Source organism: Phenylobacterium sp. (assembly GCF_013911965.1).
Lineage (GTDB): Bacteria > Pseudomonadota > Alphaproteobacteria > Caulobacterales > Caulobacteraceae > Phenylobacterium.
The window spans coordinates 181,308-203,113 of record NZ_JACESE010000004.1 but is presented as its reverse complement, the minus strand read 5'-3'; the positions used below and the strand labels follow the sequence as shown (position 1 = coordinate 203,113).

General features: G+C 70.6%; 25 protein-coding genes and 1 other RNA gene. 12 read left to right on the top strand and 14 right to left on the bottom strand.

The window, feature by feature from the left end:
- Positions 1 to 106: 106 nt before the first annotated feature.
- Positions 107 to 1,096 (bottom strand): NAD(P)H-quinone oxidoreductase, encoded by a 990-nt coding sequence (locus H2041_RS05960; protein ID WP_293410549.1) that lies wholly within the window; start codon positions 1,094 to 1,096, stop codon positions 107 to 109.
- A gap of 93 nt (positions 1,097 to 1,189) precedes the next feature.
- On the opposite strand from H2041_RS05960, the gene H2041_RS05955 reads away from it, so the two are divergent.
- Together H2041_RS05955 and H2041_RS05950 are read left to right on the top strand one after the other, a co-directional pair.
- Positions 1,190 to 1,396, top strand: coding sequence for a DUF1192 domain-containing protein (locus H2041_RS05955; protein WP_293410547.1), 207 nt, complete (start codon positions 1,190 to 1,192; stop codon positions 1,394 to 1,396).
- A gap of 140 nt (positions 1,397 to 1,536) precedes the next feature.
- Positions 1,537 to 2,049 (top strand): DUF1465 family protein, encoded by a 513-nt coding sequence (locus H2041_RS05950; RefSeq protein ID WP_293410545.1) that lies wholly within the window; start codon positions 1,537 to 1,539, stop codon positions 2,047 to 2,049.
- Positions 2,050 to 2,150: 101 nt separating this feature from the next.
- Here the strand turns inward: H2041_RS05950 and rpmE are convergent, their stop codons facing one another.
- A complete protein-coding gene (rpmE, locus tag H2041_RS05945; protein ID WP_293410543.1) occupies positions 2,151 to 2,375 on the bottom strand; it encodes a 50S ribosomal protein L31 in 225 nt (74 codons plus the stop codon).
- 118 nt (positions 2,376 to 2,493) lie between these two features.
- Between rpmE and H2041_RS05940 the strand changes: the two genes are divergently transcribed.
- The gene (locus H2041_RS05940) at positions 2,494 to 4,356 is read left to right on the top strand and encodes an ABC transporter transmembrane domain-containing protein (protein WP_293410540.1); all 1,863 of its coding nucleotides are present in this window, start codon (positions 2,494 to 2,496) and stop codon (positions 4,354 to 4,356) included.
- Between the two features lie 4 nt (positions 4,357 to 4,360).
- Here H2041_RS05940 and H2041_RS05935 read toward each other — a convergent pair whose 3' ends face one another.
- The 6 genes from H2041_RS05935 to H2041_RS05910 all read right to left on the bottom strand — a co-directional run bounded on the left by H2041_RS05935 (position 4,361) and on the right by H2041_RS05910 (position 9,632).
- Positions 4,361 to 5,386, bottom strand: a complete 1,026-nt coding sequence (locus H2041_RS05935; RefSeq protein WP_293410537.1) for a glycerophosphodiester phosphodiesterase family protein — start codon at positions 5,384 to 5,386, stop codon at positions 4,361 to 4,363.
- Between the two features lie 55 nt (positions 5,387 to 5,441).
- Positions 5,442 to 6,236: an inositol monophosphatase family protein gene (locus H2041_RS05930; RefSeq protein WP_293410534.1), complete on the bottom strand. Its 795-nt coding sequence runs from the start codon at positions 6,234 to 6,236 to the stop codon at positions 5,442 to 5,444.
- 77 nt (positions 6,237 to 6,313) lie between these two features.
- Positions 6,314 to 6,991 (bottom strand): thiamine phosphate synthase, encoded by a 678-nt coding sequence (gene thiE, locus H2041_RS05925; protein WP_293410532.1) that lies wholly within the window; start codon positions 6,989 to 6,991, stop codon positions 6,314 to 6,316.
- Between the two features lie 40 nt (positions 6,992 to 7,031).
- Complete coding sequence (locus tag H2041_RS05920) at positions 7,032 to 7,184, bottom strand: hypothetical protein (protein ID WP_293410530.1); 153 nt, start codon at positions 7,182 to 7,184, stop codon at positions 7,032 to 7,034.
- Positions 7,168 to 8,193: a cytochrome d ubiquinol oxidase subunit II gene (gene cydB / locus H2041_RS05915; RefSeq protein ID WP_293410529.1), complete on the bottom strand. Its 1,026-nt coding sequence runs from the start codon at positions 8,191 to 8,193 to the stop codon at positions 7,168 to 7,170. Before cydB ends, H2041_RS05920 begins: the two co-directional genes overlap by 17 nt.
- A complete protein-coding gene (locus H2041_RS05910; protein ID WP_293410528.1) occupies positions 8,190 to 9,632 on the bottom strand; it encodes a cytochrome ubiquinol oxidase subunit I in 1,443 nt (480 codons plus the stop codon). The genes cydB and H2041_RS05910 overlap by 4 nt, the downstream gene beginning before the upstream one ends.
- Before the next feature lie 194 nt (positions 9,633 to 9,826).
- Here H2041_RS05910 and H2041_RS05905 point away from each other — a divergent pair, with 194 nt between their 5' ends.
- On the top strand, positions 9,827 to 10,012 hold the full coding sequence (locus H2041_RS05905; RefSeq protein WP_293410526.1) for a (2Fe-2S)-binding protein: 186 nt from the start codon (positions 9,827 to 9,829) through the stop codon (positions 10,010 to 10,012).
- A 133-nt stretch (positions 10,013 to 10,145) separates the two neighbouring features.
- Entirely contained in the window at positions 10,146 to 10,631 is a 486-nt protein-coding gene (gene bfr, locus H2041_RS05900) for a bacterioferritin (RefSeq protein ID WP_293410524.1), read from the top strand.
- Between the two features lie 88 nt (positions 10,632 to 10,719).
- Here the strand turns inward: bfr and fba are convergent, their stop codons facing one another.
- The 5 genes from fba to tkt form a co-directional block, all read right to left on the bottom strand.
- A complete protein-coding gene (gene fba, locus H2041_RS05895; RefSeq protein ID WP_293410521.1) occupies positions 10,720 to 11,805 on the bottom strand; it encodes a class II fructose-bisphosphate aldolase in 1,086 nt (361 codons plus the stop codon).
- 31 nt (positions 11,806 to 11,836) lie between these two features.
- On the bottom strand, positions 11,837 to 13,027 hold the full coding sequence (gene pgk, locus H2041_RS05890) for a phosphoglycerate kinase (protein ID WP_293410519.1): 1,191 nt from the start codon (positions 13,025 to 13,027) through the stop codon (positions 11,837 to 11,839).
- Between the two features lie 103 nt (positions 13,028 to 13,130).
- Positions 13,131 to 14,138, bottom strand: coding sequence for a type I glyceraldehyde-3-phosphate dehydrogenase (gap, locus tag H2041_RS05885; RefSeq protein ID WP_293410516.1), 1,008 nt, complete (start codon positions 14,136 to 14,138; stop codon positions 13,131 to 13,133).
- 220 nt (positions 14,139 to 14,358) lie between these two features.
- Positions 14,359 to 15,558, bottom strand: coding sequence for a formate-dependent phosphoribosylglycinamide formyltransferase (gene purT, locus H2041_RS05880; protein ID WP_293410514.1), 1,200 nt, complete (start codon positions 15,556 to 15,558; stop codon positions 14,359 to 14,361).
- Positions 15,559 to 15,570: 12 nt separating this feature from the next.
- Entirely contained in the window at positions 15,571 to 17,544 is a 1,974-nt protein-coding gene (tkt, locus tag H2041_RS05875) for a transketolase (RefSeq protein WP_293410512.1), read from the bottom strand.
- Positions 17,545 to 17,692: 148 nt separating this feature from the next.
- On the opposite strand from tkt, the gene H2041_RS05870 reads away from it, so the two are divergent.
- From H2041_RS05870 to H2041_RS05850, 5 genes are all read left to right on the top strand, one after another.
- On the top strand, positions 17,693 to 18,028 hold the full coding sequence (locus H2041_RS05870) for a DUF4164 family protein (protein WP_293410510.1): 336 nt from the start codon (positions 17,693 to 17,695) through the stop codon (positions 18,026 to 18,028).
- Positions 18,029 to 18,031: 3 nt separating this feature from the next.
- Positions 18,032 to 18,358, top strand: coding sequence for a cell division protein ZapA (locus H2041_RS05865; RefSeq protein ID WP_293410508.1), 327 nt, complete (start codon positions 18,032 to 18,034; stop codon positions 18,356 to 18,358).
- A 56-nt stretch (positions 18,359 to 18,414) separates the two neighbouring features.
- Positions 18,415 to 18,577: non-coding RNA, 6S RNA (gene ssrS / locus H2041_RS05860), on the top strand.
- A 60-nt stretch (positions 18,578 to 18,637) separates the two neighbouring features.
- Positions 18,638 to 19,207, top strand: coding sequence for a 5-formyltetrahydrofolate cyclo-ligase (locus tag H2041_RS05855; RefSeq protein WP_293410506.1), 570 nt, complete (start codon positions 18,638 to 18,640; stop codon positions 19,205 to 19,207).
- A 9-nt stretch (positions 19,208 to 19,216) separates the two neighbouring features.
- Entirely contained in the window at positions 19,217 to 20,053 is an 837-nt protein-coding gene (locus tag H2041_RS05850; RefSeq protein WP_293410504.1) for a TIGR00282 family metallophosphoesterase, read from the top strand.
- 4 nt (positions 20,054 to 20,057) lie between these two features.
- On the opposite strand, the gene H2041_RS05845 is transcribed toward H2041_RS05850, so the two are convergent.
- Positions 20,058 to 20,729, bottom strand: coding sequence for a hypothetical protein (locus H2041_RS05845; RefSeq protein ID WP_293410502.1), 672 nt, complete (start codon positions 20,727 to 20,729; stop codon positions 20,058 to 20,060).
- 135 nt (positions 20,730 to 20,864) lie between these two features.
- Between H2041_RS05845 and H2041_RS05840 the strand changes: the two genes are divergently transcribed.
- Both H2041_RS05840 and H2041_RS05835 read left to right on the top strand, forming a co-directional pair.
- Positions 20,865 to 21,221 carry a phage holin family protein gene (locus tag H2041_RS05840; protein ID WP_293410714.1) on the top strand — a complete coding sequence of 119 codons (357 nt, stop codon included), beginning with the start codon at positions 20,865 to 20,867 and terminating at the stop codon, positions 21,219 to 21,221.
- Complete coding sequence (locus tag H2041_RS05835; RefSeq protein ID WP_293410500.1) at positions 21,218 to 21,775, top strand: demethoxyubiquinone hydroxylase family protein; 558 nt, start codon at positions 21,218 to 21,220, stop codon at positions 21,773 to 21,775. Before H2041_RS05840 ends, H2041_RS05835 begins: the two co-directional genes overlap by 4 nt.
- Positions 21,776 to 21,806: the final 31 nt, after the last annotated feature.

The following is a 21,806-nucleotide window of genomic DNA, read 5'->3' as shown; positions in this document are numbered from 1 at the left end:
AGTCGCCTCGCCACAGCGCCGCCACGCTGCGGCCGCGCCGCGCCCGATGCAGCGGCGCAGCACGGCCCGGCGGGCCGTTCTTGTGCGCGGTACAGCGTCCGCCGCGTCAGAGCGTCAGCACCACCTTGCCCACGTGACCGCCGGCTTCCAGATGGGCGTGGGCCAGGTCGGCCTGGCTCAGCGGAAAGGTCTTGTCGATCTGCGGGCGCACCTTGCCGGCCGCGATCCAGGGCCAGACCGTCGCTTCCACCGCCGCGGCCAGGCGCGCCTTCTCGTCGGCGTCGCGCGGACGCAGGGTCGATCCGGTGACGACCGCCCGCTTCTGCATCAGCTGACCGATGTTCAGCTCGGCCTTTCCGCCGCCGAGGGAGGCGATGAAGACGATGCGCCCGCCGGTGTTCAGGGCCGCGACGTTCTTGGCGAAATAGTCGCCGCCGACCATGTCGAGGATCACATCGACCCCGCCTTCGGCGCGGGCGACCTCGGCGAAGTCCTCGGCCGTGGCGTCGATCGCCACGTCGGCGCCGAGGTCCTTGGCCTGGCGGGCCTTGGTCGCACCCCGGGCGGTGGCGATCACCTTGGCGCCGGCGGCCTTGGCCATCTGGATCGCCGTGGTCCCGATGCCGGAGGTGGCGCCGTGGACCATGAGCGTCTCGCCCGCCTTCAGTCCGCCATGCTCGAAGACGTTGGCGTAGACGGTGAACACGGTCTCCGGCAGGCCGGCCGCCTCGACGGCGCTCAAGCCTTGAGGAATGGGCAGGGCGTGGCGGGCGTCGCAGACGGCGTACTGCGCATAGCCGCCGCCGCCCAGCAGGGCGCAGACCCTGTCGCCGACCTGCCAGCGGCCGGCGGCTGCGACCACCTCGCCGGCGATCTCCAGGCCGAGCGTGTCCGGAGACCCGGCGGGCGGCGGGTAGTAGCCCAGGCGCTGCAGGATGTCGGGGCGGTTCACCCCGGCGGCCTCGACGCGGACCAGGATCTGGCCGGGCCCCGGGGCCGGCGTGGGCGTCTCGACCACGTGCAGCGCCTCGGCGGGACCTTTGCCATCCTTGACGGCGACGGCGGTCATCTGGTCGGGGATGGTCGTTTGACCCATGGGTGTGGCCTCCTCGTGCTTGCGCTCTGATCGGCGTTGGGGCTTGGATAGACCCTCGGGGGGACCGGAGGCAAAGGGGAGGCGGCCCAGGCGATGGACGAACCTGCCGAGGCGCGCATGGGCCGGGGCCAGCGGTTGGCCGAGGCCGCGCGCGAGGATCTCGAACTCTACGGCGTGGAGGAACTCGAGGCGCGGGTGGCCCTTCTGGAGGCGGAGGTCGCCCGCACGCGGGCCCAGATCGACAAGAAGCGGGCGGGACGCGCGGCGGCCGACGCTCTTTTCAGGACGAGTAGCGAGTAGTCGCCGGCCCGCCGGCCCTGCGCCCATTCCGGGGCGTGACGCCATGGCGCAGGGTGGGGGATGGCACGGGGGTTGCACACCGCAGGACCACGGACGATGGCTCGTCCGGCAGTGCGGCAGTCAGGGGCTTGATGATGATTATGAACGAACTCAACGCGCAGGAGACGCCCTGGCGCGCCGATGTCGTCCAGGACTTCGCCCGCTCCGAACTGTTCGAGCGCACCTTCCTGGAAGGCATGGAGCTGGTCGAGATCACCGCCGCCTATCTGGACGGGGCGGGCCGGCAGGAATCCAAGCGCCTGGACCGCAGCGCCGCCCTGGCCTACGCCGCCGAGAGCATGCGCCTCACGACCCGCCTGATGCAGGTGGCGTCCTGGCTGCTGGTGCAGCGGGCCGTCAAGGAAGGGGACATGGCCCCTGAGGCCGCCTGCGAGGACCGCTACCGTCTCGCCGCTGACGCGCCGCGGGGACCGGCCGAGGCGCTAGAGCTGCTGCCGGCGGGCCTGGTCGAACTGGTGGAACGCTCCGAGCGGCTGTTCGAGCGCGTCCGCCACCTGGACCGCCGCATGTATGTGGATGCGGGCGAGGTCGCCGGCCCCAATCCGGTGCTGAGCCAGTTCGACCGTCTCAAGAGCGCCTTCGGCGCCGCCTGAGCAGGGGCGGTTTCAGGCACGGAAAAACGCCGGAGGCGCAGGCCTCCGGCGTTTTTCGTGTCCGCGGTGCGTGTCCGGCCGCCGGAGCGGCCGGGAACGGCTTACTTGCGGGTGAAGGCGCCGAACTTGGCGTTGAAGCGCGACACGCGGCCGCCGCGGTCCAGCAGGGTCTGCGAGCCGCCGGTCCAGGCCGGGTGCGTCTTCGGATCGATGTCCAGGTTCAGGGTCGCGCCTTCCTTCCCGTAGGTCGAACGGGTCTGGTAGGTCGTGCCATCCGTCATCACCACCGTGATGAAGTGATAGTCCGGGTGGGTGTCTTGTTTCATCGCGAGGACAACCGACGTAAGAGCAGCAGGTCATGCGCAGCCGGGCTTAAGGGCCGGCGCGCAAACGAGCCGCGCGTATACAGAAACGGCGGCCCTGAAGCAAGGGCGCACGGATTCCATGAGTGACATCACCCCCCAGCCCGACCCGTCCGAGGCTCCGGCCGAGGGACGGCCCGGCGCCGGGGCGGAACTGGCCCAGAGCCTGGACGAGGCGGCCGCGCGGCGGCCGCGCAGCCGCAATGTCGGCGCCCTGCGCCGCCTCCTCCCCTATGCCCGCCGCCATGGCGCCGACGCCCTGGGCGCGCTCGTCTTCCTGCTGACGGCGACGGCGGCCACGCTGGGCCTTTCGGGCGCAGTGCGCCTGCTGGTGGACGGCCTCACCCGGCCCGGCGTCGCGGCCGAACGGGTCGATCTCTGGTTTCTGCTGATCGGGGGCGTGGCGCTGGCGCTCGCGGCCTCCTCGGCGCTGCGGTACTTCTTCGTCACCAAGCTCGCCGAGCGGATCGTCGCCGACCTGCGTCAGGCGGTCTATGGCCACATCCTGACGCTCGACCCGGGATTCTTCCTGCGCCTGCGGACGGGCGAGGTGCTCTCGCGCCTGACCACCGACATCCAGATCGTCGAGAACCTGCTGGGCGCCTCGGTCTCCTCGGCCTTGCGGAACCTGCTGACGCTGATCGGCGCCGTGGCCCTCCTGGTCTGGGTCAGCCCCCGCCTGACCGGCCTGGTGCTGCTGATCTTCCCGGTGATCCTTGCGCCGCTCTTCCTCTTCGGACGCCGCGTGCGCCGGCTGACCGTCTCCACCCAGGACCAGTTCGCCGGCGCCGTCGGCCAGGCGGGCGAGACCCTGGAGGCGCTCGAGACCGTCCAGGCCTTCGGAGGCGAGGCCGGAGCGTCGCGGCGCTTCTCCGGCGCGGTCGAGGCGGCCTTCTCGACCTCCCTGCGCCGCATGCGGGCGCGGGCGGTGATGACGGCGCTGGTCATCGGTCTCGTCTTCGGCGGCGTGGTGGCGGTCTTCTGGCTGGGCGTGCATGCCGGCCTGCGCGGCGAGATGAGCTGGGGCGCGCTCTTCCAGTTCGCCTTTCTGGCGGTGATGGCCGCCGGCTCGGTGGGCGCGCTCGGCGAGACCTGGGGCGAGGTGCAGAAGGCGGCCGGCGCCATGGACCGCATCGCCGAGCTGCTCGACGCCCGGCCGACCATCGCCGCGCCGGCTCGGCCGACCGCCCTGCCGGTCCCGGCGCGGGGCGAGATCGGCTTCGAGGACGTCACCTTCGCCTATCCGGGCCGGCCGGAGCTTCCCGCGCTCCGGGGCTTCTCCCTGAGCGTCCGGCCGGGCGAGCGGGTGGCCCTGGTCGGGCCTTCGGGATCGGGGAAGAGCACGGTCTTCCGCCTCCTGCTCCGCTTCTACGATCCGCAGACCGGCGTGATCCGTCTGGACGGCGTCGACCTGCGCCAGGCCGATCCTCGCGAGGTTCGCGCCCGCACGGCTCTGGTGGCCCAGGACTCGCCGCTCTTCTCCGGCTCGGCCGCGGAGAACATCGCCTTCGCCCGCCCGGACGCCTCGCCGCAGGAGATCGCCGCCGCCGCCCGGGCGGCCCAGGCCGAGAGCTTCGTGGCCGCACTGCCCCAGGGGTTCGATACGCCGCTCGGCGACCGCGCCCGCAGCCTCTCGGGCGGCCAGCGCCAGAGGCTGGCGATCGCCCGCGCCCTGGTCCGCGAAGCGCCTGTCCTGCTGCTCGACGAGGCGACGAGCGCGCTGGACGCCGAGAACGAACGCCTGGTCCAGCAGGCGCTGGACGAGGCCATGAGCGGCCGCACCACCCTCGTCATCGCCCACCGTCTGGCCACCGTGCTCAAGGCCGACCGGATCGTGGTCATGGACGAAGGCCGGGTGGTCGAGGAGGGGACGCACGCCGAGCTCTCCGCGCGCGGCGGGCTCTATGCGCGCCTGGCGGCCCTGCAGTTCGGCGAGGCGGCCTGAGGCCTCAGCCGTCGAACACCTCCGCCCGCACCCGGGCCGCCAGGTCCGGGAAGTCGGTGAAGACGCCGTCGACGCCGGCGGCGTAGAGGGCGCGCAGGATGGCCGCGGCGTCGCCGTGGGCGGCGGGGTCCTGGCCCTTCTGCAGGACCGGCGGCAGGAAGACGTTCTCCGCGCGCACCGTCCAGGGATGGACCTGCATGCCCGCGGCCTGCGCCTGCGCGATCAGGGGCGTGGGCGCCAGGTCGGGCGTGCTCATGTCGAGCACCATGCGAAGCTCCGGCCCGAAGCCGTCGGAGAACTCGGCCAGTTCGGCCAGCAGGTTCTCGGGCAGGGGCCCGGCGCCGGCCAGCATGACCGTCGGGGTCTTCGACAGGCCGCGGAAGGCGCGCAGCGGCCCGGGTTCGAAGCACTGGACGAAGACCGGCGCGTCGCGGGCGTCCAGGCCGTTGTCCTTCAACGCGCCGACCAGGGTCTCGACCATCGGCAGGCCGATCTTCCCGAAATAGGTCGGATGCTTCATCTCGGGATAGACGCCGATCGTCCGGCCGGTCCGGACGCTTTCGGCGCGGGCCAGGTCGACCACCTCCTGGAAGGTCGGGATCGTCTCCTGGCCGCTGAAGGCGGCGCTCTGCGGCCGCAGCTTCGGCAGGCGTTCGACCGCACGCAGGGTCTTCAGCTCGGCGAGGGTGAAGTCCTCGGTGAACCAGCCTTCGATCGTGGCCCCGTCGATCGTCTTCTTCGTCCGGCGGCCGGCGAATTCCGGACGGCTGGCGATGTCGGTGGTCTCGGAGATCTCGTTCTCGTGACGCGCGACCAGCACGCCGTCCCTGGTCATGACCAGGTCGGGCTCGATGTAGTCGGCGCCCTGCTCGACCGCACGGCGATAGGCCATGGGCGTATGCTCCGGCCGCTCCCCGCTGGATCCGCGGTGAGCGATGACGATGGGGCGTTTCGCCGGCGCCGCGAAGGCCGGCGCGGCGAGAGCGGCCAGGGAGACGGCGGCGAAGCCGCGGCGGGTCAGGCGTGTCATGCCCGCGGTCTAGCCTGGGCCTGTGACGTTTCCGTCAAGCTTCCCGGCCGGGGTCTCAGGCCGCCGCGCGCAGGCGCTCCAGGAGCTGCGGATGCAGTTCGAGATTGGCCGCGCAGACCGAGCGGGCGGCGAGCACGTCCTCGCCGCCGTCGGCGTCGGTCACCTTGCCGCCGGCCTCGGTGATCAGCAGGATCCCGGCCGCCAGGTCCCAGGCGCTGAGGTCGCGCTCCCAATAGCCGTCGAAGCGGCCCGCGGCGACATAGGCCATGTCCAGCGCGGCCGAGCCGAAGCGGCGGACGCCGGCCACGCGCTGGCTGATCTGGTGCAGCTCCTTCAGGAACTTGGCGTGCTGGCCGTGGCCCAGGAAGGGGATGCCGGTGGCGAAGACCGCCTCGTCGAAGCGCTTGCGCGCCGCCACCCGCAGGCGGTGGTCGTTGAGGAAGCAGCCCTTGCCCTTCTCGGCCCAGAACAGCTCGTTGGTCACCGGATTGTAGGTCACCGCCGCGACGATCGCCCCCTCGCGCTGAAGGGCGATGTTGATGGCGAAGTGCGGGATGGCGTGCAGGAAGTTGGTGGTGCCGTCGAGCGGGTCGACGATCCAGGTGTGGGTCTTGTCGGTCCCCTCCACCATGCCGCGTTCCTCGCCGAGGAAGCCGTAGCCGGGGCGTGCGGCGGTGAGCGCCTCGAAGAGGGTCTGCTCGGCCTTGATGTCGGCGGCCGAAACGAAATCGGCGGCGCTCTTCTTGGAGACCTGCAGTTCGGTCAGTTCGCCGAAGTCGCGGTTGAGCCCGCGCGCAGCCTTGCGGGCCGCATCGGACATGACTTTCAGGAGTGCGGTTTGGGTGGCCACGGTCTTATCCAGTGCGCGCTTGGTCCGCCGGCAGGTCGGGCCTGGCGTCGTCTCGGGCGGGAAATCGGCGGCGGAACCTAGTCGGGCGACCCGCCGGTGGCAAGGCGCGCCCGTCGCTCTAGCCCGCGCGCGATGGCCGCATCGAGGGCCGCGACCGCCCGGGCCGGGCCTTCCGGATGGTTCCAGACCCCGCCGGAGACGGCCAGGAAGTCGGCGCCGGCGGCGGCCAGGTCCTCGGCGTTGTCGGCCGTGATCCCGCCGATGGCGACGCAGGGGACCTCCATCGTCTCCTGCCAGATGGTGAGGATCTCCGGCTCGGCCCGGGTCTTGGCCGCCTTGGTGGCGGTGGGAAAGAAGGCGCCGAAGGCGACGTAGTCGGCGCCGGCCTCGGCCGCCTCCATGGCCAGGTGGCGGCTGTCGTGGCAGGTCACCCCGATCATGGCGTCGCGGCCCATGATCCGGCGGGCCTCGTCATAGGGCATGTCGTCCTGGCCGATATGGACGCCGTCGCAGCCGAGGCGGGCGGCGAGGTCGGGCCGGTCGTTCAGGATCACCGCGACGCCGCGGCTCTGGGCGATCGGGGCGAGCGCGTCGACGGCGGCGGCGACGATCTCATCGGGGGCGTCCTTCAGGCGGATCTGCAGGGCGGCGACGTCGCCGGCGTCCAGCGCATGGGCGAGGTCGCGGCCGAAGGCCGCCAGATCGGAGATGACGGGGGGCGTGATCAGATAGAGGCGGCAGTCGGGCGCGGTCATGGCGGGCTTCTAGCGGCGATGGTCGGCCATGGGGAGGGGCTCATTCGAGACCGAGCAGGGCGCGCAGGGCGTAGGCCACGGCCGCGGTGGCGCCGAGACCGGCCAGGGCCAGGCCGGCGAACCAGGCGAGGCGTCGCCAAAGCGGCGCCGGCGCAGCCTCGTCCTCCGGCGGACCCTCAATGATATCCGGCATCGGCCCCGACCTTGCCGCGGAAGACCCAGTAGACCCAGATCGTATAGGCGATGATCATCGGCAGCAGGATGGCGACTCCCACCAGCATCAGGGCCAGCGCATTGTCCTCCGAGGCCGCCTCCCGATAGGTCAGGTCGTAGGGGACGATGTCGGGGAAGAAGCCGACGGCCAGGCCGATATAGCCCGACAGGAAGACGATCAGCGAGCCGAGGAAGGGCTGCAGGTGGCTGTGGCGCTTCAGGCCCCGCACGATCAGCAGCAGGCCCGCCAGGCCCAGCAGGGGGATGGGCGAAAGCAGGCCCAGCCGGTCGAAGTCGTAGTCCCCGATGGCGAACCCCCAGCGCGCCGCCACCTGCGGGTGGACGAACAGGGTGGCCAGGCTGACGGCGCCCAGCAGGACCGCCGTGGCGATCGCCGAGCGCCAAGCCCAGCGGCGTGCGTCGCCGTGCAGCTCGTCCTCGGTGCGCCAGATGAGCCAGGTGGCGCCCAGCAGGGCGTAGCCCGCCACGAGGCCCACCGCCACCAGCAGGGTGTAGGGGGTGAGCCAGTCGAGGGGGCCGCCGCCGAAGGCCTCTCCGTCCAGCGAGACGCCCTGGATGAAGCCGCCCAGGACGAGCCCCTGGGCGAAGGCCGCCGCGGTGGAGCCCGCGGCGAAGGCGGCGGTCCAGAAGGCCTTGCCGCGTTCGCCGCCGCGGGGCCGGAACTCGAAGGCCACGCCCCGCAGGATCAACGCCATCAGCATCAGCAGGACCGGCGCGTACAGGGCCGGCATGAGCACCGCATAGGCCACGGGGAAGGCGGCGAAGAGGCCGCCGCCGCCGAGGACCAGCCAGGTCTCGTTGCCGTCCCAGAAGGGGGCCACCGTGTTCATCATGACGTCCCGGTCGCGCGGCGAGCGCGCGAAGGGGAACAGTATGCCCAGGCCCAGATCGAACCCGTCGAGCATGACATAGAGCAGGACGGACAGGGCGATGATGCCGGCCCAGATGAGCGGCAGGTCGAGGGTCATGGACGATCCTCCCCATTCGGGTCGGCCTTGTCGCTGGCCTTGTGGCCCGGCTCGCCGGGATCTTCCGGCGCGGCGGCCAGGGCCCAGCCGGGCGGCCGATGCGGCGTCGGCGGCTCTTCGTGGACGCCGGTGACCGGCCCTTGCGCCAGCAGCCGCAGGATGTAGAGGGCGCCGACGCTGAAGACGACGGCGTAGACCACCAGGAAGGCGAGCAGCGAGGTGGAAACCTCGCCGGCCCCGATGGGGGAGACGGCGTCCTCCGTGCGCAGGACGCCGTAGATGACGTAGGGCTGGCGGCCGATCTCGGCGACCATCCAGCCGGCGATGACGGCCACGAAGCCCATGGGCGACATCAGCACGCAGGATCGCAGGAAGGCGGCGGCGTGGATGATCTTGCCGCGCCAGCACAGCCAGGCGCCCCAGAAGCCGAGGCCGATCATGGCCACGCCCAGGCCGACCATGACGCGGAACGCCCAGAAGACCGGCAGCACCGGCGGCTGGTCCTCGCGCGGGAAGTCCCGCAGGCCCTGAATCTCGGCGTCCGTGGCGCCGCCGGTGATCCAGCTGCCGAGCTTGGGGATGGAAAGCTCCCAGTGGTTGCCCTGGATGTCACGGTCGGGCCAGGCGACGATGTGGAAGGCCTGCTCGGAGCGGGTCTCCCAGAAGCCTTCGATGGCGGCGAGCTTGGCGGGCTGGTGCCGCTCCACGTCCTTGCCCGACAGGTCGCCGACCAGCAGTTGCATGGGGGCGACGATGGCCAGCATGCCCACGGCCATCCTCAGGGCCAGGGCGGATTCGCCTTCGCCCGGATCGCGCAGCAGGCGGTAGGCCGAAGCCCCCGCCACGACGAGGGCGGTGGTCAGATAGGCCGCCAGCACCATGTGGACCAGGCGTTCGGGGAAGGTCGGCGAGAAGATCACCTGCAGCCAGGAGACGGCCCGCAGGCCGGTCTCCACCGTACCTTCGAAGCCGGCCGGCGACTGCATCCAGCTGTTGGCCGAGATGATCCAGAAGGCCGACATCAGCGTGCCGAGGGCGACGAGCACGGTGGCCAGGAAGTGCAGCCGCGGCCCCACCTTTTTCCAGCCGAACAGCATGACCCCCAGGAAGGACGCCTCCAGGAAGAAGGCGGCCAGCACCTCGAAGGCGAAGAGGGGGCCGATCACCGGGGCGGCGACGGCCGAGAAGACCGCCCAGTTGGTGCCGAGCTGGTAGCTCATCACCACGCCGCTCACCACGCCCATGCCGAAGGAGATGGCGAAGACCTTCACCCAGAAGAGATAGAGGGACTTGAAGGCCTCGTTCTTGGTCACCAGCCACAGGCCCTCGAGTACGGCCAGGTAGCTCGCCAAGCCGATCGTGAAGCTGGGAAAGATGATGTGGAACGCGATGGTGAACGCGAACTGGATGCGTGACAGCAGCAGGGCGTCGAAATCCATTCCGTCCCTCATTTCCCCGGCCGGAACTGCGTCCGGCGACCCGTCGGCGACCTAACGTCCTGCCCCGCCCGAAGGGTCCCGCGACATACGGTCGCGCTTCCCCGGGCTGCGACGGCGCGTCGCTCTGCAAATGAGTTGCAACGACGTTCGCATCTGGTAAACCTGTCGGCGTGTCTTGGGGAGTCGGTCGTCTCGTGTACGTCTGCAACTGTAACGGCATCCGGGAACGCGAGGTTCGCGCCGCCATCGCAGCGGGGGCCTCCCGGCCGGCGGAGATCTTCAAGGCCTGCGATGCGGCGCCTCAGTGCGCCCGCTGCGTGTGCGAGATGCGCGAAATCCTGCAGGAACAGCGGGAAGCGCTGCGTTACGCGGCCGAATAGGCCGCCGCCAAGGTCTCGCCACAGAGCGAGAACAACACCGCAAATCAGTTGCAAACATAGGCTTTGACAACTCGGTCCTCGCGAACGAGTTTGCCGGTCGAATCCTATTCCGTGCAAAGATCAGGGGTGCGCCATGCAGGGCGACAAGGCGATCATTCGGCTTCTCAACGCCGTCCTCACCAACGAGCTTACGGCGGTGAACCAGTATTTCCTGCATGCGCGCATGTTCGAAAACTGGGGCCTGAAGCGCCTTGGCAAGATCGTCTATGAAGAGTCGATCGGCGAGATGAAGCATGCCGACATGCTCATCAAGCGCATCCTCTTCCTCGACGGCCTGCCGAACCTGCAGGACCTGCACAAGCTCAAGGTGGGCGAGACGGTCGGCGAGTGCATGTCGGCCGATCTCGATGTCGAGCTGGGCGGCCGCCAGACGCTGATCGAGGGGATCAAGCTCTGCGAATCCTCGGCCGACTTCGTGTCCCGCGAACTGCTGCGCGAGATCCTGTCGGACACCGAGGAGCACATCGACTTCCTCGAGACCCAGCTGAACCTGCTGAAGTCGCTCGGCGAGCAGAACTATATGCAGTCGGCCATGGGCGAGATGGAGGGCGAGGGCTGAGGCCCGCCGCTCCACCGAGGGACCGAAAATAGAAAAGCGCCAGCCAGGACAGCCTGGCCGGCGCTCTTCGTTCTGACGGGCGCTCCGCCTATTCGGCGGCCTGGCGGGTGACCCCGATCTTGGGATCGAGTTCGCCCGAGGCGTAGCGCTTGGCCATGGCCGACATCGGCAGCGGCTTGATCTTGTCGGCCCAGCCGGCCGTGCCGAACTCCTCGAAGCGCTGGCGCACCACGGCGCGCATCGCCTCCATGGCGGGCTTCAGATACTTGCGCGGGTCGAACTCCGAGGGGTTCTCGGCGAACACCTTCCGGATGGCGCCGGTCATGGCCATGCGGTTGTCGGTGTCGATGTTGATCTTGCGCACGCCGTGCTTGATGCCGCGCTGGATCTCTTCCACCGGCACGCCCCAGGTCTGGGGCATCTCGCCGCCGTACTTGTTGATGATGTCCTGCAGTTCCTGCGGCACCGACGAGGAGCCGTGCATCACCAGGTGGGTGTCGGGCAGGCGGCGGTGGATCTCCTCGATCACGTTCATGGCCAGGACGTCGCCGTCCGGCTTGCGCGTGAACTTGTAGGCGCCGTGGCTGGTGCCCATGGCGATGGCCAGGGCGTCGACCTGGGTGGCCTTCACGAATTCCACGGCCTGGTCGGGATCGGTCAGGAGCTGATCGTGGCCGAGCTTGCCCTCGAAGCCGTGGCCGTCCTCCTTCTCGCCCATGCCGGTCTCAAGGCTGCCGAGCACGCCGAGTTCGCCCTCCACCGAGGCGCCGACCCAGTGGGCCATGTCCACCACGTTGCGGGTCACGCGGACATTGTAGTCGTAGTCGGCGGGCGTCTTGGCGTCGGCCATGAGCGAGCCGTCCATCATCACCGAGGTGAAGCCGAACTGGATGGCCGTGGCGCAGGTGGCCTCGTTGTTTCCGTGGTCCTGGTGCATGCAGATCGGGATATGCGGATACATCTCCGCAAGGGCGTCGATCAGGTGCTTCAGCACGATGTCGTTGGCGTAGGAGCGCGCGCCCCGGCTCGCCTGGATGATGACCGGCGCGTTGACCGCGTCGGCGGCCTCCATGATCGCCAGGCCCTGTTCCATGTTGTTGATGTTGAACGCCGGCACGCCGTAGCTGTGCTCGGCGGCGTGATCGAGAAGCTGTCTCAGGGTAATCCGGGCCATCGCCGTATCCGTCCGTTTCTCTTCTTGTCTCTTACTGGCTCAGAGCCGCCACGCCGGGCAGGGTCTTGCCTTCCATCCATTCAAGGAACGCGCCGCCGGCCGTCGAGACGAAGGTAAAGTCCTCCGCGCAGCCCGCCGCGTTCAGAGCCGCCACCGTATCACCGCCGCCGGCCACGGCCACCAGCCCGCCGGACTTGGCCAGGCCCGCGGCGTGTTTTGCCGCCGCAACGGTCGCCTTGTCGAAGGGCGGCACCTCGAAAACGCCCAAGGGGCCGTTCCAGATCAATGTGGCCGAGGCGTCCATGGCCGCGATCAGGCGAGCGAGCGTCTTGGGGCCCGCGTCGAGGATCTTCTCCTCGGCGCCGACGGCGTCCAGGGCGCGAACATGGCTGTCGGCCCCCGGCGCGACTTCCGTCGCCACCACGACGTCCAGCGGCAGCAGCAGCTCGCAGCCGGCCTGTTCGGCCGCGGCCATGATCTGGCGGGCGGTGTCGCCCAGGTCGTGCTCGCAGAGCGAGCCGCCCACGTCCACGCCCTTGGCCGCCAGGAAGGTGTTGGCCATGCCGCCGCCGATGGCGAGCGCATCGAGCCTGCCCACCAGATTGTTCAGCAGGTCGAGCTTGGTCGAGACCTTGGAGCCGCCGACGACGCCCAGGACCGGCCGCTTCGGCGCGCCGAGGGCGGCGTTCAGGGCGTCCAGCTCGCGGCGCATCTGCTCGCCCGCATAGGCCGGCAGCAGGCGGGCCAGGCCCTCGGTCGAGGCATGCGCCCGGTGGGCGGCGGAGAAGGCGTCGTTGACATAGAGGTCGCCGTTGGCCGCCAGAGCCTGGGCGAAGTCGGCCGCGTTCTTCTCCTCGCCGGGATGGAAGCGGACATTCTCCAGCAGCAGGACGTCGCCGTCCTTCATCGCGGCGACGGCCGCCGCGGCGTCGTCGCCCACGCAGTCCTGGGCGAAGGCCACGTCGCAGCCCAGCACCTCCGCCAGCGGCCGCACCACCGGAAAGAGGCTCATCTCCGGCACGCGCTGGCCCTTCGGCCGGTCGAAGTGGGCCAGCAGGATGACCTTGGCGCCGCCCGCCCGCAGCTTGTCCACCGTCGGCTTGGCGGCCTTCAGACGGGTGTCGTCGGTGACCTCGCCCTTGGCCATGGGCACGTTGAGGTCCACGCGGACCAGGGCGCGTTTTCCGGAGAGGGCGGCGTCGTCTAGGGTCTTGAAGGTCATGGGGCCTTTGGCGGTCCGGGAGAGGGGCTTTGCGGGCCCGACCGTCCGGACCGCCGGCGGCCCGAGGTCGAAGCCCTCTTCGGCGGCGGTGCTCGGTCCTTGACTAGATCAGCTTAGCCATGGCGAGCGCGGTGTCGCTCATGCGGGTCGAGAAGCCCCACTCGTTGTCGTACCAGGAGAGCACGCGGCCGAGCTGGCCTTCGATCACCTGGGTTTGGGGCAGGGCGGCCGTCGAGGAGGCGGCCACGTGGTTCAGGTCGATGGAGACCAGCGGGTCGTTCGACACCGCCAGCACGCCCTTCAGGGCGCCCTCGGCGGCCGCCTTCAGCGCGGCGTTGATCTCGTCCTTGGTCACGCTGCGGCCCGGAACGAACTTCAGGTCCACGACCGAGACGTTCGGCGTCGGCACGCGGATCGAGGAGCCGTCCAGCTTGCCGTTCAGTTCCGGCAGCACCAGGCCCACGGCCTTGGCCGCGCCGGTGGAGGTCGGGATCATGGACATGGCCGCGGCGCGGGCGCGGTAGAGGTCCTTGTGCATGGTGTCCAGGGTCGGCTGGTCGCCGGTGTAGGAGTGGATCGTGGTCATGTAGCCACGCTCGATCCCGCACAGCTCGTGGATCACCTTGGCGATCGGGGCCAGGCAGTTGGTGGTGCACGAGGCGTTGGAGACCACCAGGTCGTCCTTGGTCAGGACGTCGTGGTTGACGCCATAGACGATGGTCTTGTCGGCGTTGTCGCAAGGCGCGGAGACCAGCACGCGCTTGGCGCCGGCTTCCAGGTGGGCGGACGCCTTGTCCTTGGAGGTGAACAGGCCCGTGCATTCCAGGGCGATGTCGACGCCCAGATCCTTGTGCGGCAGCTCGGCCGGGTTGCGGATCGCCGTCACCTTGATCGGGCCGCGGCCCACGTCGATCGTGTCGCCGTCGACCTTCACCTCGCCCGGGAAGCGGCCGTGCACGCTGTCGTAGCGGAAGAGGTGGGCGTTGGTCTCCACCGGGCCCAGATCGTTGATCGCCACCACTTCGATGTCGGTGCGGCCATGCTCGATGATGGAGCGCAGGACGAGCCGGCCGATGCGGCCGAAACCGTTGATGGCGACGCGGACGGTCATGTGGAGTTCTCCTGCGATCTTGAGGCCGGACGGCGGCGATTTCCGATTGAATTGCGGGGGTTTTGTGCGGGCGCCCGCGCGCGAGTCAAGGCTTAGTGAACCCGATCCGGCGCGGGGCCGGGCGAAAGTGGCGGACGCGCCGCCTCAAGCCCTGCGCAAGCGGTGAATCACCCGGTGTTTCAGATCGATCTGCGTCGCCTCGCCGACGGAGGCGATCCCCTCAACCGCCGCGGACGACGCGCACCTTGTCGGCCGCCTCGACGGCGCGGGCGCGGGCGGCCTCCGCCGTTTCGGCGCGGGCGAGCGCCACGCCCATGCGCCGGCGCTCGAAGGCCTCCGGCTTGCCGAACAGGCGCAGGTCGGCGCCCGGCACGGCGAGGGCTTCGGCGACGCCGTCGAAGGCGACACCCTTGGCGTCCATCCCGCCATAGATCACGGCGCTGGCGCCGGGCTCGCGCTGGGCCACGTCCACCGGCAGGCCGAGGATGGCGCGGGCGTGCAGGGCGAATTCGCTCTGGTTCTGGGTGGCCAGGGTGACGAGGCCGGTGTCGTGCGGCCGCGGACTGACCTCGGAGAACCAGACCTCGTCGCCCTTCACGAAGAGTTCGACCCCGAAGAGGCCGAGACCGCCGAGGGCGGCGGTCACCCGGCCGGCGATCTCGCGGGCGCGCTTCAGCGCCGCCGGGCTCATGGCCTGGGGCTGCCAGCTCTCCACATAGTCGCCGCGCACCTGACGGTGGCCGATGGGGGCGCAGAAGTGGGTGGAGACCTCCCCGTCGAGGCCGCGCGCCCGGACGGTGAGCTGGGTGATCTCGAAGTCGAAATCGATGCGGCCCTCGACGATGACGCGGGCCTGCTCGACGCGCCCGCCTTCGAGGGCGTAGCGCCAGGCTCCGGCGACGCCCGCCGGATCCTCCACATAGGACTGGCCCTTGCCCGAGGAGGACATGACCGGCTTGACGAAGCAGGGATAGCCCACCGCCGAGGCGCCGGCGGCCAGCTCCGCCTCGGTGGAGGCGAAGGCGTAGGGCGAGGTCGGGAGGCCGAGCTCTTCGGCCGCCAGTTTGCGGATGCCCTCGCGGTTCATGGTGAGCTGGGTGGCCCGGGCCGTGGGGATGACGGTCGCCAGGCCGTCGGCTTCGATGCGGGCCAGCTCGTCGGTGGCGATGGCCTCGATCTCCGGCACGATCAGGTGCGGCCGTTCGGCCTCGACGAGGGCGCGCAGCGCCGCCGCGTCCGTCATGGCGACGACGTGCGCGCGGTGCGCCACCTGCATGGCCGGCGCGTCGGCATAGCGGTCGACCGCGATCACCTCGCAGCCGAGCCGCTGCAGCTCGATCACCACCTCCTTGCCGAGCTCGCCCGAGCCCAGCAGCATCACCCTGACGGCGCTCGGCGAGAGGGGCGTGCCCAGGCGCATGGCGGAGGTCCCTTAGAGCTTGGCCTTGACCGCGGCGGCGAGCGCCTCGGCGGTGATGCCGAACTCCTTGTAGAGCCGGTCATAGGGGGCGCTGGCGCCGAAGCCGCTCATGCCGACGAAGACGCCGTCCTCGCCGATGAACCGCTCCCAGCCCAGACGCACGGCGGCTTCCACCGCCGCGCGGATCTTGGAATGGCCGATGATGCGGGCCTTGTAGGATTCGTCCTGCGCCTCGAAGAGCTCCCAGCAGGGGACGGAGACCACGCGGGTGGGCACGCCTTGCGCCTGCAGCAGGTCGCGGGCGGCGACGGCGATGGAGACTTCCGATCCGGTGGCGAACAGGGTCGCCTGCGCCTCGCCGCCCTCGGCCGCGCGCAGCTCGTAGGCGCCGCGGGCGCTGAGGTTCTCGTCCGCCGCCTCGAGCCGGACCGCCGGGACTTTCTGGCGCGAGAGCGCCATGATCGAGGGCGTGGTCTTGGTCGACAGGGCCAGCTTCCAGCACTCGGCGGCTTCCACCGCGTCGGCCGGACGATAGACGTTCAGGTTCGGCATGGCCCGCAGGGACGCCAGATGCTCCACCGGCTGGTGGGTGGGGCCATCCTCGCCCAGGCCGATGGAGTCGTGGGTCATCACATGGATCACCCGCACGCCCATCAGGGCGCCGAGCCGGATGGCCGGACGGCTGTAGTCGGAGAAGACGAGGAAGGTGCCGGAATAGGGGATGACGCCGCCGTGCAGCGCCATGCCGTTCATGGCCGCGGCCATGCCGTGTTCGCGGATGCCGTAGTGGACGTAGCGGCCGGCATAGTCGGGCGCGTCGAAGGCGGGCGTGCCCTTGACGAAGGTGTTGTTGGAGCCGGTCAGGTCGGCCGAGCCGCCGACCATTTCCGGCACCGCGGGGACGAGCTGCTCCAGCGCCGAGCCCGAGTGCACGCGCGTGGCGTTGGCGGGCTTGGCGGCCGGCAGGTCGGCGAGATAGGCGTCGAGCCGTTCGAAAGCGTTCTCCGGCAGGTCGCCGGCCATGGCGCGCTTGAACTCGGCCCCGAGCGGGGCGGCGGCCAGCTTCTGCTCCCAGGTCTTGCGCGCCTTGCGGCCCTTGCGGCCGGCGGCGCGCCAGGGCTTGTAGACCTCGTCGGGGATGACGAAGGGTTCGCTGCTCCAGCCCATGGCCTGGCGGGCGTCGGCGATTTCGTCGTCGAATAGGGTGTAGCCGTGGCTGTGGGGGTCGCCTTCCTTGCGGCCCGCGCCCTTCGAGATCTTCGTCTTGCAGGCGATCATGGTCGGCTTGTCCTGCCGCATGGCCCAGCGCAGGGCCCCGGCGATCTTGCCGTAGTCGTGACCGTCGATGGCCTTCACCGCCCAGCCGGCCGCCTTGAAGCGGGCCATCTGGTCGCCGGTCTCGGAGATGGTCGCCTCGCCGTCGATGGTGGTGTTGTTGTCGTCGAAGAGGACGGTCAGCTTGTTGAGCCTGAAGCGGCCGGCCATGGAGATGGCCTCCTGGCTCACGCCCTCCATCAGGCAGCCGTCGCCGGCGATCACCCAGGTGCGGTGGTCGACCAGATCATCGCCGAAGCGGGCGGCCAGATGGCGCTCGGCCATGGCCATGCCGACGGCGGTGGCGATCCCCTGGCCGAGCGGGCCGGTGGTGGTCTCCACGCCGGGCGTGTGGCCGTATTCGGGGTGGCCGGCGGTGGTGGAGCCCCACTGACGGAAGTTCTTCACCTCCTCCATGGTCACGGCCTTGAAGCCGGTGAGGTGGAGAAGCGAATAGAGCAGCATCGAGCCGTGGCCGGCCGAGAGCACGAAGCGGTCGCGGTCGGCCCAGTCCGGGGCGGCGGCGTCGTACTTCATGAACTTCGACCAGAGCACGGTCGCCACGTCGGCCATGCCCATGGGCATGCCCTGGTGACCGGACTTGGCGTTGTGGACGGCGTCCATGGACAGGACGCGGATGGCGTCGGCCATGGTTTGGAGCGGAGCGGGCATGGGCTGCGTTCTGCGGAGGCTGCTGGAAGTCAGGGGCGAGGCGAGGGCGCGGGGTGGCACGCGACGGGAGCGGGGTCAAGAAATGCGCCGCTTTCGGGCCCCGCCCGGCGCAGTCTATAGATTAACGGTCACACTTCAGGAGTCCCGTATGATCCGAGATCCCGCGAGCGAAAGCGCCCTCGACCAGGCCGCCAGGCGGCTGGAGCGCGCGGTCGCCCTGCTGGAGCAGCGGATTGGCGAGCGCCTGTCGCGCGCGGGGGCCGAGGCGGGGGGGCTGTTCGACCAGGACCGCTCCAAGCTGGCGGCCGACCTGGACGAGGCGCGCGCCCGCCAGCGCGAACTGGAGGCCGCCGGCGCGGAGGCCTCTGCGGCGCTCGGTCGCGCCATCGGCGAAATCCGCGCGGCGCTCGAAGAGCCGGCGGAGGAGGCGCCTTTCGATCTGACGCCCGAGGACGACGATTCGGATGCGGCGAGGGAGCACTGAGCCATGGCCCAGCTGACCATCGATGTGAACGGCCGGCCCTATCAGGTGGGCTGCGAGGACGGCCAGGAGCCGCACCTGCTGGAGCTCGCCCGCCTGTTCGACCGCCAGGTGCGCGCGGTCTCCCAGGACATGGGGCAGCTTTCGGAGACGCGGCTCTTCCTGATGGCGGCCCTGCTGCTGGCCGATGAGCTGTGGGATTCGCGCAGCCGGATGGCCTCGGTCCAGGCCGAACTCGCCCGGCTTCAGTCCGATCACGCGCGCATCGAGGCCAAGGCCGTCGCCGCCCTCGACGCGGCGGCCAAGCGCATCGAGAAGCTGGCCGCCGAATAGTCCGCATCCGCCGCTTGTGGCCGGCGGGGCGGCTCCCTAACTTAGCGCTCCGGCGGGTCTTGCTGCGGCTCGCGTCGAAGGCAACCTAATTCCAGCGACCTTAATTGTCTCGAAGGGAGCTGTCCCTGTCCGGAGCCGTGGCTTCGGGCAACACGGCGCCCACCTGGTTATCCAGGTCGAGGGAATTAAAACGTCCTTCACGGCTCACGCGGCGCCGCCACCGACTTTCCCTTCGGCCGCCTTTTCCCTTCGGCCAAGGGTTCGGCTAAGACCTTGGCCGTGACCGACCTTCCCCTCGACAAGGCGCAGATGCGCCGCCGCTACCGGGCGCAGCGCGTACGACTGGCCGCCGCCGATCCCGACGCCGCCGTGCGCGCCGCCCAGGCGACGCCGCTGGAGCGCCTGCCGGGTCTGGTGATCGGCGGCTATCTCGCCCAGGGCTCGGAGCTTGATCCCGCCCCGCTGATGGCGCGGCTGGCGACGGCCGGCCGCCGCCTGACCCTGCCCGCCGCCGCCGACCGCTCCGGGGCGCTGGTCTTCCGGGCCTGGATGCCGGGCGATCCGCTGGCGCCCGACGCCTTCGGCATCCCGGCGCCGCTGCCCGAGGCCGAGGTGCTGACGCCGGACCTGCTCATCGTGCCGCTGCTCGCCTTCGACCGCGCCGGCGGGCGTCTGGGGCAGGGGGCCGGCATCTATGACCGCACCATCGCGGCGCTTTCCGGCGAACGCACCCCCTACCTCGTGGGTTACGCCTATGCCGGCCAGGAGGCGCCCCGGGTGCCCATGGAGCCGCACGACCAGCCGCTCGACGCCATCGCCACCGAGGCGGGCTTCGTCGAAGTGCGATAGGATAGATTTATGCGTTTCGCCTTTTTCGGAGATGTGGTCGGCCGTTCAGGTCGCGACGGCCTGGCCGACCACCTGCCCATGCTGCGCCGACGGCTCGGCCTGGAGTTCGTCATCGTCAACGCCGAGAACGCCGCCGCCGGCTTCGGCATCACTGAGAACACGGCGCGGGAGCTGTTCGAGTCCGGCGCCGACTGCCTGACGCTCGGCAACCACTCGTGGGACCAGAAGGAGGCGCTGACCTTCATCGTCCGCGAGCCGCGGCTGATCCGGCCGTTGAACTACCCCATCCTGGCCGATGCGCCCGGTCGGGGCGCCAATCTGTTCGAGACCGACTCCGGACGCCGGATCCTGGTCATCAATCTGCTGGGCCGCGTCCACATGGACTCCCTCGACGACCCCTTCGCCGCCGTGGACCGCGAGCTGGAGAAGGCGCCCATGGGCCTGGCCGCCGACGCCGTGGTCGTGGACATGCACGCCGAGGCCACCAGCGAGAAGATGGCCATGGGCCATTTCTGCGACGGCCGCGCCAGTCTGGTGGTCGGCACCCACACCCATGTGCCCACCGCCGACTGCCAGATCCTGCCGAACGGCACCGCCTACCAGACCGACGCCGGCGCCTGCGCCGACTATGACAGCGTGATCGGCAACCAGAAGGAAGAGCCCCTGCGGCGCTTCACCACCCGCATCTCCGGCGGCCGCTACAAGCCGGCCGAGGGCCCGGCCACCGTCTGCGGCGTCTTCGTGGAGACCGACGACGCCACGGGCCTCGCCCGCCGGATCGAGCCGATCCGCGTCGGCGGCCGGCTGACGGAGACCATCCCGCACGTCGAGGCCGTTTCGGCCTGAGCCCTCAGTCCCTCCGCCGCGGCGGTCCGCCCGGCGGGTTGGGCAGGGTGTCCAGCGTCAGGACCCCGTCGCCGTCGGCGTCGAGCAGGGAGAAGCGCCGGCTGGCCGCCGCCCGCCACTCCTCCAGCGAGACACGGCCGCTCAGGTCGGCGTCGGCGCCGCGCACGGGCTGGGGGATGTTGAGAAGGGACCAGCGGGCCGCGCCGTCGCGGCGTTCGCCGCCGGCTTGTGGGCCCTTGCCCAGCAGGCCGCGGAGTCCGCCGTCGCCGCCGCCCGGCGGAGGTCCGCGGCGCCCGCCCTCGGGCCGCCGGCCGGCCGGTCCGCCGCCGAAGGGGCCGGCCAGGCGGGTGATCTCCGGGACGACGTCGCGCTCATAGGCCTGGTTCTCGAAGCCGTCGATCGTGCCGTTGCCGTCGGCGTCGAGCACGGCGAAGAAGCGTTCGGCGTCCAGCCGGAATTCCGCCTCGGTCAGCAGGGTGTCGCCGTCCCGGTCGGCCCCGGCGAACCATGCCGCCCGACCGTCGCCCTGACGGAACGGCTCGCCCGCGGGACTGATGAACAGCCGGCCGCCGCCTGGAGGGCCGTCCGGCTCCGGGGGCGGGCGCTCGCCTTCCAGGGGTTGAGCCAGGGCGCCCGTCGCCCACAGACAGCCGGCGGCCAGCATGATCCAACGCATGTCTCGTCCCTCGAACTCGGCCCGCCCCGGCTGGGCTGTGGCGCGCGGTTGCGGCGGAATTTGGCCCTCGGGGTGACGTTCGGGCGCGATTGGTTGATGATGCCCGCACAATTTGCGTCCTGGGGGGCCCGCATGCTGGCCAGATTCATCGTCCGCGCCATCTTCGCCGCCATCGGCCTTTGGCTGTCGTCCATGCTGGTGGCCGGCGTCGCCTTCACCGACATGGGCAGCCTGATCCTGGCTGCGGTGCTGCTGGGCGTCGTCAACGCCATCCTGCGGCCGGTCCTGTTCATCGTGACCCTGCCGCTGACCCTGCTGACGCTGGGCCTCTTCCTGCTGGTGCTGAACGCGGCGATGATCGGCCTGGTGGCCGTCATGCTCGACGGCTTCATGGTCGACGGCCTGTGGCCGGGCCTCGTCGCCGCCGTCGTCACCGGCGTGACGAGCTGGATCGGCCACATGATCCTCCGCGAGGACCAGAAGGGCGCGTGAGCCCGCCGGCCGACGACAGGCTGATCCGCCGCATCCTGCGCGTCGACCATGGCGGGGAATACGGCGCCGTCCGCATCTACCGCTCGCAGCTGGCCGTCGCCCGTTGGCGTACGCCGCGCCTGGCCCCCTTCCTGGCGGAGATCCTCGAACACGAAGAGGCGCACGAAGCGCGGTTTCGCGCCCTGATGCCGGCGCGCGCGGCCAGGCCGTGCCGGCTGATGTGGCTCTGGGGCGTGGGCGGCGGCGCTTTGGGGCTGCTGACAGCCCTTCTCGGCTCGCGGGCCGTGCTTGCCTGCACCGCGGCGGTCGAGCGCACGGTCCACGTGCATCTCCAGGACCAGATTCGGGCCGTCTCCGACCGCGACCCGGAGCTCCGCCGCACGCTGCAGGAGATCCTGGCGGAGGAGGAGGCGCACCTCGCCTTCGCCGAGACGAGGCTGCCGCAGGGGCGCCGAGGTTGGCTCGAGCCGCCGATCGCCGCCGTGACCGAGGCGCTCATCTGGCTGTCCACGCGCGGCGAGTCCGCGCGTCTGGCCCGCGCGCTCGACCCATAGAAAAAGGGCGGAGCCCGGAGGCTCCGCCCTT

Bases quoted from the DNA above. Each gene is read 5' to 3' on its own strand.
- H2041_RS05960 (WP_293410549.1), bottom strand. From the start codon at position 1,096: ATGGGTCAAACGACCATCCCCGACCAGATGACCGCCGTCGCCGTCAAG.
- H2041_RS05955 (WP_293410547.1), top strand. From the start codon at position 1,190: ATGGACGAACCTGCCGAGGCGCGCATGGGCCGGGGCCAGCGGTTGGCC.
- H2041_RS05950 (WP_293410545.1), top strand. From the start codon at position 1,537: ATGAACGAACTCAACGCGCAGGAGACGCCCTGGCGCGCCGATGTCGTC.
- rpmE (WP_293410543.1), bottom strand. From the start codon at position 2,375: ATGAAACAAGACACCCACCCGGACTATCACTTCATCACGGTGGTGATG.
- H2041_RS05940 (WP_293410540.1), top strand. From the start codon at position 2,494: ATGAGTGACATCACCCCCCAGCCCGACCCGTCCGAGGCTCCGGCCGAG.
- H2041_RS05935 (WP_293410537.1), bottom strand. From the start codon at position 5,386: ATGACACGCCTGACCCGCCGCGGCTTCGCCGCCGTCTCCCTGGCCGCT.
- thiE (WP_293410532.1), bottom strand. From the start codon at position 6,991: ATGACCGCGCCCGACTGCCGCCTCTATCTGATCACGCCCCCCGTCATC.
- H2041_RS05920 (WP_293410530.1), bottom strand. From the start codon at position 7,184: ATGCCGGATATCATTGAGGGTCCGCCGGAGGACGAGGCTGCGCCGGCG.
- cydB (WP_293410529.1), bottom strand. From the start codon at position 8,193: ATGACCCTCGACCTGCCGCTCATCTGGGCCGGCATCATCGCCCTGTCC.
- H2041_RS05910 (WP_293410528.1), bottom strand. From the start codon at position 9,632: ATGGATTTCGACGCCCTGCTGCTGTCACGCATCCAGTTCGCGTTCACC.
- bfr (WP_293410524.1), top strand. From the start codon at position 10,146: ATGCAGGGCGACAAGGCGATCATTCGGCTTCTCAACGCCGTCCTCACC.
- fba (WP_293410521.1), bottom strand. From the start codon at position 11,805: ATGGCCCGGATTACCCTGAGACAGCTTCTCGATCACGCCGCCGAGCAC.
- pgk (WP_293410519.1), bottom strand. From the start codon at position 13,027: ATGACCTTCAAGACCCTAGACGACGCCGCCCTCTCCGGAAAACGCGCC.
- gap (WP_293410516.1), bottom strand. From the start codon at position 14,138: ATGACCGTCCGCGTCGCCATCAACGGTTTCGGCCGCATCGGCCGGCTC.
- purT (WP_293410514.1), bottom strand. From the start codon at position 15,558: ATGCGCCTGGGCACGCCCCTCTCGCCGAGCGCCGTCAGGGTGATGCTG.
- tkt (WP_293410512.1), bottom strand. From the start codon at position 17,544: ATGCCCGCTCCGCTCCAAACCATGGCCGACGCCATCCGCGTCCTGTCC.
- H2041_RS05870 (WP_293410510.1), top strand. From the start codon at position 17,693: ATGATCCGAGATCCCGCGAGCGAAAGCGCCCTCGACCAGGCCGCCAGG.
- H2041_RS05865 (WP_293410508.1), top strand. From the start codon at position 18,032: ATGGCCCAGCTGACCATCGATGTGAACGGCCGGCCCTATCAGGTGGGC.
- H2041_RS05850 (WP_293410504.1), top strand. From the start codon at position 19,217: ATGCGTTTCGCCTTTTTCGGAGATGTGGTCGGCCGTTCAGGTCGCGAC.
- H2041_RS05845 (WP_293410502.1), bottom strand. From the start codon at position 20,729: ATGCGTTGGATCATGCTGGCCGCCGGCTGTCTGTGGGCGACGGGCGCC.